General features: G+C 59.5%; 10 protein-coding genes. 9 read left to right on the top strand and 1 reads right to left on the bottom strand.

Annotated elements, in window-relative coordinates:
- The first annotated feature begins 96 nt into the window (after positions 1–96).
- Genes AC4IHP_RS10540 through AC4IHP_RS10550 form a run of 3 tightly spaced genes read left to right on the top strand, consistent with a single transcriptional unit; the run spans position 97 to position 4,265 of the window.
- The gene (locus tag AC4IHP_RS10540; RefSeq protein ID WP_490831652.1) at positions 97–1,851 is read left to right on the top strand and encodes a carbamoyltransferase family protein; all 1,755 of its coding nucleotides are present in this window, start codon (positions 97–99) and stop codon (positions 1,849–1,851) included.
- The gene (locus AC4IHP_RS10545; protein WP_490831653.1) at positions 1,844–2,752 is read left to right on the top strand and encodes a glycosyltransferase family 2 protein; all 909 of its coding nucleotides are present in this window, start codon (positions 1,844–1,846) and stop codon (positions 2,750–2,752) included. The genes AC4IHP_RS10540 and AC4IHP_RS10545 overlap by 8 nt, the downstream gene beginning before the upstream one ends.
- A gap of 52 nt (positions 2,753–2,804) precedes the next feature.
- Positions 2,805–4,265 (top strand): hypothetical protein, encoded by a 1,461-nt coding sequence (locus AC4IHP_RS10550; RefSeq protein WP_490831654.1) that lies wholly within the window; start codon positions 2,805–2,807, stop codon positions 4,263–4,265.
- A 3-nt stretch (positions 4,266–4,268) separates the two neighbouring features.
- Here AC4IHP_RS10550 and AC4IHP_RS10555 read toward each other — a convergent pair whose 3' ends face one another.
- A complete protein-coding gene (locus AC4IHP_RS10555; RefSeq protein ID WP_490831655.1) occupies positions 4,269–4,922 on the bottom strand; it encodes a lipopolysaccharide kinase InaA family protein in 654 nt (217 codons plus the stop codon).
- A 125-nt stretch (positions 4,923–5,047) separates the two neighbouring features.
- Here AC4IHP_RS10555 and msbA point away from each other — a divergent pair, with 125 nt between their 5' ends.
- The 6 genes from msbA to AC4IHP_RS10585 all read left to right on the top strand — a co-directional run bounded on the left by msbA (position 5,048) and on the right by AC4IHP_RS10585 (position 12,441).
- Positions 5,048–6,868, top strand: coding sequence for a lipid A export permease/ATP-binding protein MsbA (gene msbA, locus AC4IHP_RS10560; protein ID WP_460123313.1), 1,821 nt, complete (start codon positions 5,048–5,050; stop codon positions 6,866–6,868).
- Positions 6,862–7,758 carry a GNAT family N-acetyltransferase gene (locus AC4IHP_RS10565; RefSeq protein WP_490831656.1) on the top strand — a complete coding sequence of 299 codons (897 nt, stop codon included), beginning with the start codon at positions 6,862–6,864 and terminating at the stop codon, positions 7,756–7,758. The genes msbA and AC4IHP_RS10565 overlap by 7 nt, the downstream gene beginning before the upstream one ends.
- A 4-nt stretch (positions 7,759–7,762) precedes the next feature.
- Positions 7,763–9,163, top strand: coding sequence for a PIG-L deacetylase family protein (locus AC4IHP_RS10570; RefSeq protein WP_490831657.1), 1,401 nt, complete (start codon positions 7,763–7,765; stop codon positions 9,161–9,163).
- Positions 9,164–9,227: 64 nt separating this feature from the next.
- Positions 9,228–10,649 carry a bifunctional D-glycero-beta-D-manno-heptose-7-phosphate kinase/D-glycero-beta-D-manno-heptose 1-phosphate adenylyltransferase HldE gene (gene hldE / locus AC4IHP_RS10575; RefSeq protein ID WP_039756793.1) on the top strand — a complete coding sequence of 474 codons (1,422 nt, stop codon included), beginning with the start codon at positions 9,228–9,230 and terminating at the stop codon, positions 10,647–10,649.
- A gap of 130 nt (positions 10,650–10,779) precedes the next feature.
- Positions 10,780–11,754, top strand: a complete 975-nt coding sequence (locus AC4IHP_RS10580) for a glycosyltransferase family protein (protein ID WP_460123322.1) — start codon at positions 10,780–10,782, stop codon at positions 11,752–11,754.
- Complete coding sequence (locus tag AC4IHP_RS10585) at positions 11,755–12,441, top strand: hypothetical protein (RefSeq protein ID WP_490831658.1); 687 nt, start codon at positions 11,755–11,757, stop codon at positions 12,439–12,441. It abuts the gene before it with no gap.
- Positions 12,442–12,484: the final 43 nt, after the last annotated feature.

Consider the following 12,484-nt stretch of genomic DNA (forward strand, 5'->3'; position numbering starts at 1 on the left):
TAATCCCGCCCTTTAGCTGTCACTCGCTCCGCGCGAGGGCACATCAATTTTCAAGGCGCATCGCGCCTGCATGCAGACTAAAGAGGCTAGACCCCTGTGGCATTGACGATTCTTGGCCTGTCCGGCGCCCTTAGCCATGATCCTTCCGCAGCCTTGTACATCGACGGCAAGCTGGTCGCGGCGGCTGAAGAAGAGCGCTTCGTACGCGATAAACATGCAAAGAACCGCATGCCCTACGAGTCGGCGAAATTCTGCCTCGAGCAAGCCGGCATCAAACCGTCCGACGTTGACGTGGTGGCGATTCCATTCGCCCCGATCAGCCTGTTCGGCAAGGCCCGCTGGCATTACGCCAAGCGCTATTGGTATGCCCCGGATCGCGCCCTCGATGCAATCCTGATGGGCAACCGTCGCTACAAACGCTATCGCAACAAGATCGTCTGGTGCCTCGAGCAGTTGGGCTTCGATCCGAAGAAAATCAAGATCGAGCCGGTCGAGCACCACCTGGCACACGCTTCCAGTGCCTATCACTGCTCGGGTTTCAAAGAGAAAACCGCGATTCTCGGCATCGATGGCAAGGGCGAATACGCCACGACCTTCTTCGGCTATGGCGAAAACGGCAAGATCCACAAGATCAAGGAATTCTTCGACCCCGATTCCCTCGGTGGACTGTACGGTGCGATCACCGAATTCCTCGGTTTTGAAATGCTCGACGGCGAGTTCAAGGTCATGGGCATGGCGCCGTACGGCGATGCCAGCAAGTACGATTTCTCGCGTCTGGCCTCGTTCGAGAATGGCGAACTGGTGATCAACACCGACTACGCCAACGTCATCGGCCTGCGTCGTTATAAAGAAAAGGGCAAGGGTTTTTATTTCTCGCCAAAGCTGATCGAGTGGCTGGGGCCCAAACGCGAAGGTGATATCGCCGACGAGCCTTACATTCATTACGCCGCCAGCATGCAGGCGCTGTTCGAAAAACTCGCGTTGCAGATGATCGACCACTACCTGGGCGATGTGCTCAAGGAAACCGGCAAACTGGCTTTCGCCGGTGGCTGTGCGCTGAACGTCAAGCTGAACCAGAAAATCATCGCCCGCGACGACATCAAGGAGTTGTTCGTGCAGCCTGCGTCCGGCGATGCCGGCACCGCGGTCGGCGCAGCAGCCTACGTGTCGCACGCCCGTGGCGTGCCGGTCGAGAAGATGGAACACGTCTATCTCGGTCCGTCTTACAGCAACGAAGACGTGATTGCCGCGTGTGCCCGTCACGAGAACAAGCCGACCTGGCGCAAGCTCGACAACATGCCGCAAGAGATTGCCAAAATCATGGTCGAAGGCAACCCGGTGGCCTGGTTCCAAGGGCGCATGGAATTCGGCCCGCGCGCATTGGGTGGACGTTCGATCATCGGTTGCCCGAGCATCCCCGGTGTAGCGGACCGCATCAACCATCAGATCAAGTTCCGCGAGCGCTGGAGGCCTTTCTGCCCGTCGATGCTCGACACTGTTGCGCCACAGATGATCAAGATCGATCATCCGGCGCCGTTCATGACCTTCACTTTCGAAGTGGCCGAAGAATGGAAGACCCGTGTGCCGGAAGTCGTCCATGAGGACGGTACTTCCCGGGCCCAGGTCCTCAAGCGTGAATACAATCCGCGCTACTACGACATGATGAAGGCGCTGGAAGACCTGACCGGCAATGGCGTATCGCTGAACACGTCGCTCAACCGTCGTGGCGAGCCAATGATCTGTTCGCCGACCGATGCGCTGAACATGTTTTTCGGTTCTGACCTGCAGTATCTGATCATGGAAGATATTCTTGTCGTCAAAGACGGCGTGCAAGGAAACGGTCTTGACTGAAACATTGATCAGCGTCGTGATCCCCGCATACAACTACGCCAGATCGCTGCCGCGTGCGGTGGAGTCGGTGCTGGCGCAGTTGCATGAAGCGAAGGCGGATCTGCTGGTAATCGATGACGGGTCCACTGACGCGACGCCTGAAGTGGTGCAAGCGTTGCTGGCCGAACATGCCGGGCGTTTTCGTGCCATACGCCAAAGCAACGGCGGATTGTCTTGCGTGCGCAATCGCGGGATAGAGGAAGCCACCGGGCAGTTTCTGGTGTTTCTTGACGCAGATGACGAGATGGCTCCCGGGGCTCTGGCGGCGTTATCGCAACACATCGCCAGTCACCCTGAAACGCGGATGATCATCGGCGCTCATTGGTCGGTCTTCTCCGGTGGCAAGCGCAGCCTGCAGGCTGTCAAACCACTGCCGGCAACGTTGCGCCAGCGGGTCAGGGGCTATCTGCTGGACAAGACGGTGTCGATCTCCAACGGGGCTTGCGCAATGCATCGTGATGTATTCGCGCCGGGCAACTATCCCGAGCATCTGCGCAACGTTGAGGATTTGCCGGTATTCGCCCAAGTGCTGGCGCGCTTTCCTTGCACGGTGATCGAGCAGCCACTGGCGCTCATTTACAAGCACGCCGACAGCATGCGCCATGATTTGCGCCAGAGCCTGGCGGCGGGTGCCGAGCAGGTGGTAGCTGAGGTTTTTTCCAGTCAGCGGATGCCGCGAGAGTTTCACGATTTGCGTCAGGCATATCTCGCTCAACGATGCCTGTCATTGTTTCGAGATTGCTATTCGCATGGCGAATACGCATTGGCGAAAGCATTTTACATGCAGGCGCTACGTGCCGACTGGCGCATTCTCGGGCGTTGGTCTTACATGCGCAAAGCCTTGCGCCTGCTGTTTCGATAAATCTGTCTGTTGTTATTTGCGTACCTGTGGCGCGTGATGTTGAGGGGGCTGGGTGAAAGGTACGGATAGTAAATGGGCGGTCAAGGCAGCTCGGCTAATCAATGAGCGACCGGTCAGTGTCGCGTTCTGGGCAAGCATTCTCCTTTCATTGATCGCCGTGTGGGGCACCGCAACGGTCGGTCGCGATGCCGCGCTGTATATCGATATTGCCCATCAGGTTGTCTTGCACGGGGCCGACGTGGCCTGGGTGCATTTCGACTGGCCGTGGTTCTCCATTCTTCTGGCTTTGACCCATCGCTTTCTTTTGTTGCCGCTGGAGTTGAGCGCCTATCTCTGGTGCGGTCTGTTTTTCGCCGGCACCAGTGCCCTGATGGTCGATTGTATTCGCCGACGCTCGCCACAGCTTGCTGGCTGGGCATGCCTGGCTGTGCTGGCAATGCCCGCGGTCAACGCCTTTCGAAATGACATCATCCGTGAATGCGGTTTCTGGTTTTTCTGCACGCTGGCGTTGTGGCAGGCGCTGCGTTGGCAGGCCCTGGGCGGTTGGCTCAGAGCCGGCCTGATTCACTTGGCTATTGTGGCTGCGGCGCTGTTCCGGCTGGAAGCATTGCTGTTATTGCCAGCGCTGGGGCTGTGGCAATTGCCGGGGCTGTGGCGCTCCGGTCAGCGCACGCGTTTGCTGCAGTTTGCTCTGTTGCCGGTGGTGGGGCTGCTGGTTGCATCGGCCTTCGGGTTTTTCATGTCGGCGCGCTTCCTCCTGTATCTGGACATGATTGCACCGCAGGGCGTCTACCAGTCGTTTCAGATGCTGTCTGAACAGTTTGGCAACTCGCTGATCAACAAGTACTCCCAGGATGAAGCTGGGCGTATCGTGTTTTTCGGGCTGCTGGCGACGATGATGATCACATTCGTCAAGCTGATGGGGCCGTTCGCTGCGCCATTTGTCCTGCGTCGCAACTGGGGTGTCTTGGGGGTTTACTGGCGAGACTATCGTCCGTTCGCCTGGGCAGCACTGCTGTATCTCGTCGTGCTGATGCTGTTTTTCATCAAGCAGCAGTTCATGAACGCCCGGTATCTGAGTTTCCTTAATTTGCTCTTCGTACCGGTACTGGCGATGGGGCTGGCGGCATTTGCCCGGCAGTTTCCGCGCTGGACCAAAGTACTGGTCGTGGCAGCGTTACTGGTGATGCTGTCGAATGTGATTTCGACTGGCGCAGGCAAGACCCATTACGTGGCAGCCGGGCGCTGGATGTCCGCGCACGTTGAGCCTGAGGCCAGCGCCTGGTTCGAAGACGGTCGGATCAGCTATTACGCGGGGCGCGGTTATGTCCTGCCTACGCTCACGCGTGAACAGGCGATGTCGCCGGAGCACGCCGATGAATATCGCTATTTCCTGATCGAGGGGAAGGGTGATGAGCCGTGGCTGAGCGAGTGGCTGGTGGCGCACAAGATGCGCATCATCGAGCGCTTCGCCAACCGCAAGGGCGCAACGATTCTGGTGATCGGCCGTTAGACGTCAGCCCAGCAGCAGGCGCAGGCGTTCGATCAGCGCAGCTTGTCGCTTGCTCGGCAGCGCCTGGCGATAACCTTCAAGGAAAGCCTGCCCGGCGTCGGCGCCGAGCAGCCATTGCCGGTCTTGTTTGTAGCGGAGCAAGTGGGCGAAGTTGCGCAGTCGCTTGCTGTCGCTCAGAGCGCGCCTCTGGCAGCGCAGGTCGGCGATGTCGATCAATCCGAGCTGATTCTGCGGCGTCTGCACGACATTGCCGAAGTGCAGGGACCGGAAATACACGCCTTTTTCGTGCAGTTGCGCAATGAACGCGCCCAACTGAGCGCGCAACGTCTCGGCCTCTTCGGGCGTGCCCTGCAATTGCCGTACGGTTTCGCCCGCCAGCGGAGCGTAATACACGCCATCGCGCTGAATGCTCGGAATACGGTAAACCGCGATGACGTCTGGGCAGAGGATGCCGCGCTGCTGTAACGCTCTGGTGTTGTTGGCGAAGCGCTGGGCGTAGGGAAAGAACAGCGCCGAACTCAGCAGGCGTTTGCGGCGAAACAGTTTGAGCATGCGACCGTCGGCCAACCTGAGCACCTTGTCGCCGGAACCGTCGGCTTCGAGTACCTGAGCACCCTTGCGCAGTGCCTCGTAAGTGCTGTGATCAATCGATTGCATGCCTGACTCCCCATCGTGAGCCGGCTATCTTAACCGACTTGGCCAAAGGCTGGCGTCCGGTGATGTTTATCGGCGCAAAAGGGCCTGTGATATCATCGCCGCCTCACTGATTTACGCGGATTCCCATGAGCAGTCCTGAACCGAAAGCCCAGTCAACGCTGGCGATCTATTTCCGCCTTTTGGCTTACGTGCGTCCCTACGCCGGCCTGTTCATCCTGAGTATCGTCGGCTTCCTGATCTTCGCATCGACCCAACCGATGCTCGCTTACATCCTCAAGTATTTCGTCGATGGCCTGGCCAATCCTGAGGCCAGTCTGTTCCCCGGCAATCCCTACCTTGGCAAGTTGCAATTGCTCGAGAGCGTGCCGTTGTTGATCGTGCTGATTGCCGTGTGGCAAGGCGTCGGTTCGTATCTGGGCAACTACTTTCTGGCGCGGGTCTCTCTGGGCCTGGTGCATGACCTGCGCGTGGTACTTTTCAACAAGCTGCTGGATCTGCCCAACAGCTATTTCGACAAGAATAACTCCGGCCACCTGATTTCCCGTATCACCTTCAACGTGACGATGGTCACCGGCGCTGCCACCGACGCGATCAAAGTGGTGATCCGCGAAGGCATGACCGTGATTTTCCTGTTCTGCACCCTGTTGTGGATGAACTGGAAGCTGACCCTGGTGATGGTCGCCATCCTGCCGGTGATTGGTCTGATGGTGAGCAGCACCAGCAAGAAATTCCGCAAGCAGAGCAAAAAGATTCAGGTGTCGATGGGCAATGTCACGCATGTGGCGTCCGAGACGATTCATGGTTACCGCGTAGTGCGCAGCTTTGGTGGCGAAACTTACGAAAAGGTCCGCTTCCGCGACGCCAGCCAGAGCAACACCGATAAGCAACTGACGATGACCAAGACCGGCGCGGTGTATACGCCGATGCTGCAATTGGTGACGTATAGCGCCATGGCGGTGGTGATGTTTCTGGTCCTGTACCTTCGTGGCGATGCATCGCCTGGTGATCTGGTGGCCTACATCACCATGGCCGGCCTGCTGCCAAAACCGATTCGTCAGCTCTCCGAAGTCAGCTCGACAATCCAGAAGGGTGTGGCCGGTGCGGAGAGTATTTTTGAGCAGCTGGACGAGCCGGCAGAAGTCGATCACGGCACGGTCGAGCGCGACCGTCTCGAGGGGCGGCTGGAAGTTCGCAACCTCAGCTTCAGTTATCCCGACAGTGAAAAGAAAGTTCTCGACGATATCAGTTTCGTTGTCGAGCCAGGCCAGATGGTTGCGTTGGTGGGGCGTTCCGGCAGTGGCAAATCCACCCTGGCCGGTCTGATACCGCGCTTTTATCAGCACGAGCACGGACAGATTCTGCTCGATGACGTGCAAGTCCAGGACTTCACCATGCGCAGCCTGCGTCGGCAGATCGCCCTGGTGACCCAGCAGGTCACGCTGTTCAACGACACGGTGACCAATAACATCGCTTACGGCGATCTGGCGGGGGCGCCGTTCGAAGAGGTCAAGCGCGCGGCCACCGAAGCCTACGCCGATGAGTTCATCATCAAAATGCCGCAGGGCTACGAGACGCTGGTCGGCGAGAATGGCGTGTTGCTGTCCGGCGGCCAGCGGCAGCGCATTGCCATTGCGCGGGCATTGCTCAAGGACGCGCCGCTGCTGATTCTCGATGAGGCCACCTCGGCCCTCGATACCGAATCGGAACGGCATATCCAGGCGGCTCTCGACCATGTTGTGCAAAACCGCACGACGCTGGTGATCGCTCACCGCCTGAGCACGATCGAAAAGGCTGATCTGATTCTGGTCATGGACGAAGGCAAGATTGTCGAACGCGGCACTCATACCCAGCTTCTGGCGCAGAATGGCTATTACGCACGCTTGCATGCGAAGGAATTCGAAGAAGGCGATGAGCCGCAACCGACCCACGTGACCGACCTATGCTGACGGCATTTCGCGCCTGGCGAGAACGCGGCTGGAGCGAGATTGATCACGCGGCCTACGCACAGGCCTGGCAGCGCTTCGGTGGCAGTTTTGCAACTCATCCCGAAGTGGTGGAGCGGTTGTCGACGTTTGTCGGCATCAAGCTGCATTACCTGGGCTGGATCGTTGACGGCGAAGTCGTCGCGGCTGTTGCTTGCTGGGGAAAACATGCCGCGCTGTCCAAAGAAGTGCTCAAGCGCGAGGGCAAGCGCGGGCTGCTGGACATGGGCAACGCTGAGCTGATTCTGCCGATTGCTGCGGATGTCGTGGTTCCGGTTCGCCAGCGCATGGCTTACGTGTCGCAACTCAACGCCGGGCAGATCAGCACCCTGCGAGCCCAGCCCGAAGGGCTGGCACTTGCGCGGCTGCCTGAGGATTACTCGAAGAAGTTTCGTTACAACCAGCGTCGCGAACAGCGTCTGCTGGAAGAGGCGGGCGGTTCGCTGGTGCCGATGTCCGACTTGACACCACAGGAGCAGGCCACCGCTTATGGCGATCTGTTCCAGCGGCGCTGGGGCTTCGAAGTGCCCGGCAAGGCCGGACTTGTCGAAGTCTTCACGCTGCTGCGCGAGTTCATGACCGGTTCGGTTGTGATGCTCGAGTCGGCGCCGGTCGCCATTCAGATTCTCTACCGTGTCGAAGCGCCGCAGTGGGTATCGCTGGAATACGTCAATGGCGGCGTCGATCCGCAAAGCCGCGAGTTCAGCCCCGGCAGTGTATTGAGTTTCGTCAACACCCAGCAGGCCTGGGCGGATGCTCAGGCACTGGGCAAGACGCTGCGCTATTCGTTCGGCCGTGCCGACCGCGAATACAAGGATCGCTGGTGCCACACGGTGCCCGTCTACAAGGTCTGAAACCATGACTGCTCGCAAGCAACAGCTCCTCAAGGCCCATCGACGCAGCAAGCGCTTGTTCCTCATCGCGTTCCTGCTCGTGCTGTTGGCGGCCGGCTTCCTGTTGGGCTGGTGGCTGGTGCCGGTGCTGCTGGTGTTGGCGTGGGTGGCGCACGAAGCATGGTTTGCCGACCATCTGTTCTATCGCGCAAGCGACGACTATCAGTACCAGTTTCCCAGCGATACGGCGCGTCACCCCGTGAAACTGGAAGGCGGTATCGTGCATCTGAGCGAGCCGCTGGCGCCGGGAGAAACGCTGCTGCTGGAGCTTCAGATCAAAGCCACGTGGCTCGGCCGCTGGCGGGATCCTTATGTCGAGCTGGGTAACGATCGCCAGGATTTCGAGCGTGGCGTCGGCGGGCGGCGCTTTCTCAATCTGTCCGGGCAAGCCGCGGCGCTTGGCGAAAACGCGCTGACATTGCGTGGTCGGCATTGCACGCTGAGTTCCAGCGGCACGCTGTGGGTCATGAGCAATCCCGATTACGCGCAGCAACGGGTGATGGTCATCGCGCCCCACGCCGATGATGCCGAGCTGGCAGCGTTCGGACTCTACAGTCGCTGCGCAGAGGCAAGCATCGTCACCCTGACCCAGGGCGAAATCGAAGCCGAAGATTTTCAGCGACTGGGTCTGGACAAGGCTCAGGCTGCTCGTTTGAAAGGTCGCCTGCGCAGTTGGGACAGCCTGAGCATTCCGTCGTGGGGCGGGGTGCCGGCCAGTCGTTGTGTACAGCTGGGCTACTACTGCCTGCAATTGCCAGCGATGGCCGAAGAGCCGAACACCTCATTCTGCTCGCGGGAATCCGGCGAAAATGATGTGCGCACTGTCCGTCAGCACAATCCGTTCGACCTGCCGGGCGATGGCGATGGCGCGCCGACCTGGATCAATCTGGTCGGCGATATACGGCAATTGCTCGAGCACTTTCGCCCCGAAGTCGTCGTCACTCCGCATCCCGAACTGGATCCGCACAGCGACCACGTCGCTTCCACCCGTGCCCTGCTCGAAGCCATCGCCGCCAGTACGTGGAAGCCGTCGACCTTGCTGATGTACGCCAACCACCTGCATGACAATGATCGTTGGCCAATGGGCCCGGCTGGAGGGGGGATTGCGCTGCCGCCGGCGATCGAACCGTTGCCGTCCGACCGTTTGTGGAGTCCGCTGCTGTCAGCGGACGTGCAGTTGGACAAGGCCATGGCGCTGGCCATGGAGCATGACCTGCAGGGCCCGCTCGGATTCAAGCGGCAGTTGCGTCGCGTCATTCAACAGGTGCTTGCCGGACGTCGCTGGCCTGTCACAGGCAGTAACGAGTTTTTCCGCAAGGCTGTTCGCCGCCACGAACTGTTCTGGGTCCGCGACCTTTCAGATTGAGGCGGACGGCGCTTTACCCTGTGTTAATATCGCGCCCCTGTTCATTTTGTATGTGGGTTGCTCCATGAAGTTGTCCATGCCGCGTTTCGATCAAGCCCCTGTCTTGGTGGTCGGCGATGTCATGCTCGACCGTTACTGGCATGGCGGAACCTCACGGATTTCCCCTGAGGCGCCAGTGCCGGTGGTCAAGGTCGAGCAGATCGAAGATCGTCCAGGCGGTGCCGCGAACGTTGCCTTGAACATTGCCGCGCTGGGTGCACCGGCTTCGTTGGTCGGTGTGACAGGTGATGACGAAGCCGCCGACAGCCTGAGCAACAGTCTCAAGGGCGCCGGCGTACGCGCATTGTTCCAGCGCATTGCGCACCAGCCGACCATCGTCAAGCTGCGGGTCATGAGTCGGCACCAGCAATTGCTGCGTATCGACTTCGAAGAGCCCTTTGCCACCGACGCTTTGGCGCTTGGCTCGCAGGTCGACGACCTGCTTGAGGGCATCAAGGTGCTGGTCCTTTCCGATTACGGCAAAGGCGCGCTGAAAAACCATCAGGCGCTGATTCAGGCGGCACGGGCGAAAAACATCCCGGTACTGGCTGATCCGAAGGGCAAGGACTTTTCCATCTATCGTGGCGCCAGCCTGATCACGCCGAACCTGAGCGAATTCGAAGCCATCGTTGGTGGTTGCGTTGACGAGCACGAGCTCGTCAGCAAGGGTGCAGCGCTGATGCATGATCTCGATCTCGGGGCGCTGCTGGTCACCCGTGGCGAACACGGCATGACGCTGTTGCGGCCCGATCATCCAGCACTGCACTTGCCTGCCCGTGCACGGGAAGTCTTCGACGTGACCGGTGCGGGCGATACGGTGATTTCCACTTTGGCAGCGGCCATAGCGGCGGGCGAAGAACTGCCGCACGCGGTGGCGCTGGCCAATCTGGCGGCGGGCATTGTCGTCGGCAAGCTCGGTACCGCAGCGATCAGCGCCCCGGAACTGCGTCGCGCGATTCAGCGCGAGGAAGGCTCCGAGCGTGGTGTGCTGGGCCTTGAGCAGTTGGTGCTGGCTGTCGCCGACGCCCGTGCGCATAACGAACGAATTGTCTTCACCAACGGCTGCTTCGATATCCTCCACGCCGGTCATGTGACTTATCTTGAACAGGCACGAGCGCAAGGCGATCGACTGATTGTCGCGGTCAACGACGATGCCTCGGTCAGTCGCCTGAAAGGTCCAGGCCGGCCGATCAACAGCGTCGACCGCCGCATGGCCGTTCTCGCTGGTCTCGGTGCCGTGGACTGGGTCATCAGTTTCCCGGAAGGCACGCCTGAGAACCTGCTACGTGAGGTCAAGCCTGATGTGCTGGTCAAGGGCGGCGATTACGGCATCGATCAGGTTGTCGGCGCTGATATCGTCACCGCTTACGGCGGTACCGTGAAAGTGTTGGGGCTGGTGGAAAACAGCTCAACGACCGCGATTGTCGAAAAAATACGCAGTCGCTGATCAGATGAGTTTTTGCCGTTGTGTACCGCGTGTGAACGGATTTTGCCTTGGGGATTTCATCGTTTCCGCTGATGTAGGCAGGTTTGGATCCGCTGCGCTTGCCTGCCTACGTTACGTGGTCGATTAATCTATGAAAGTCATGCTTCTGGTGATGGACGAGCAGCGGGTCATTCTCGACCGGCTCTATGACATCGTTCAGCAGAACTGCGATGAATGTTTCATCTACCGTTTGAGCAAACAGCAGCAGATGAACCTCGGAGCGTTTCTGGCTTCGGTCGATTACCAGACCTTTGACCGTGTGGTGATTTTCTCCCGGGTCAAACGTCTGGCGCCTCAATTACGCGTGCTCAAATGCATTCCCGGCCTGGTCTTTCTGGAGCATGACGCCTACCAGAACTACATGCCCGCCAGTAAATATCGTGGTGTTTACTCGCGCTTGTATAGCCGATTGCCGAGCTGCCGGGCGCTGGTTTCCGGCGCGGTAGTTGCGCGCAAGATGCTCGCTGAAGGCATTGATACGGTGTTCGTCTCCAAAGGCTACGACGAGCAGATGCTGCACAACACCGGCGTCGAGCGCGACATCCCGATTGGTTTTCTCGGCAGCCTGAAAAGCACCGAGTACGCCGAGCGCAAGGCCATGCTCGAGTCCCTCTCCCGGCGCACCGGCATGCTCGTGACCCGCACCAAGTCCGGAGCGGAATATCTCGAAACGCTCAATCGCATCAAAGTCTTCGTCAGCGCCGATATCGGCATGAACGAGTTCATGATCAAGAACTTCGAGGCCATGGCGTGCGGCTGTGTGCTGCTGGCCTGGAGCCAGGGCGAAGAAGACCGCTTGCTCGGTTTCGAAGACATGCACAACACCGTGTTTTATCGCAGCGAAGACGAGGCGGTGGCGAAAATCAAGATGCTGCAGGACGACCCCGAGCTGGCGCAACGTATCGCCAGCAACGGCCAGGCGTTCGCCGAAAGTCGCTATTCGTTTGCCCGGGTCGGCCAGGCGCTCGCCGAAGCCATACAGCGCGAGATGCGTCCATGGCAGCCACCGTCGGCGTTCACTCGGTTCTGGGTGAAGTTGCGTTATGGCATGAAGGTGCCGGCCTGAATGACGGACGAATACATGGCGCTGGATGCGCTGCCCGGTGGCGATCAGTCGGTTGTGCAGGCCTTGCCCGACGCACTGCGCGAATGCCTGAGCCGCGCCGCCCGAGTGGTGCTGATCGCCAATAACCCAGCCATTAGCGCAGCCGACTTCGCGGCGCTGAATATCGGCGCTGACGACGTCGTCGTCAGTTTCAATCACTGCATCAAGGCGACGCTGCTCAATGAGCAAAGCGTCAATGTCTTCGTGCACGGCTACAACGCGCCGGACGCCTATTTTTTCGGGCTGCCTTGCAGCCAGGACGTACAGCGACTGTTCGACCGCGCGGGTGATCGCTGCTTCACCATGCTGGTGGGCTGCGCGGCACCGATGTGCCCATTGCCGCGCGTTGCGATGTACTGGGATCGCATTCCGTTGCCGCCGCTATGGAATTACCCGGTCGACCGCCCGGGCGGCAAGCACTACGTCGGCCCCTCCACCGGCTTCAACACGCTGGTGCTGTTCGACTGGCTGCGCGGGCATGTCGGTTACACCTATCAGTTGATGACTTTGGGCTTCTCCAACGAGGCCGGGAAGCTGTGGGGCGGTCATGCCTGGGATTACGAGCGGGACTGGTTGCAAAAGTCCGATGTGATAGTCGTAGCGCTGCAGCCCCGGCGCTGGTGGCAGAAACTGTTCAAGCGCCAATAAGCGACGCCGCAATCAGGTGCCTGCCGGGCCGAATCATTTCTTC

Source organism: Pseudomonas sp. UF-293, from assembly GCF_058245595.1.

Coding starts and splice junctions, on each gene's coding strand:
- AC4IHP_RS10555 (WP_490831655.1), bottom strand. CDS start 4,922: ATGCAATCGATTGATCACAGCACTTACGAGGCACTGCGCAAGGGTGCT.
- msbA (WP_460123313.1), top strand. CDS start 5,048: ATGAGCAGTCCTGAACCGAAAGCCCAGTCAACGCTGGCGATCTATTTC.
- AC4IHP_RS10565 (WP_490831656.1), top strand. CDS start 6,862: ATGCTGACGGCATTTCGCGCCTGGCGAGAACGCGGCTGGAGCGAGATT.
- AC4IHP_RS10570 (WP_490831657.1), top strand. CDS start 7,763: ATGACTGCTCGCAAGCAACAGCTCCTCAAGGCCCATCGACGCAGCAAG.
- hldE (WP_039756793.1), top strand. CDS start 9,228: ATGAAGTTGTCCATGCCGCGTTTCGATCAAGCCCCTGTCTTGGTGGTC.
- AC4IHP_RS10580 (WP_460123322.1), top strand. CDS start 10,780: ATGAAAGTCATGCTTCTGGTGATGGACGAGCAGCGGGTCATTCTCGAC.
- AC4IHP_RS10585 (WP_490831658.1), top strand. CDS start 11,755: ATGACGGACGAATACATGGCGCTGGATGCGCTGCCCGGTGGCGATCAG.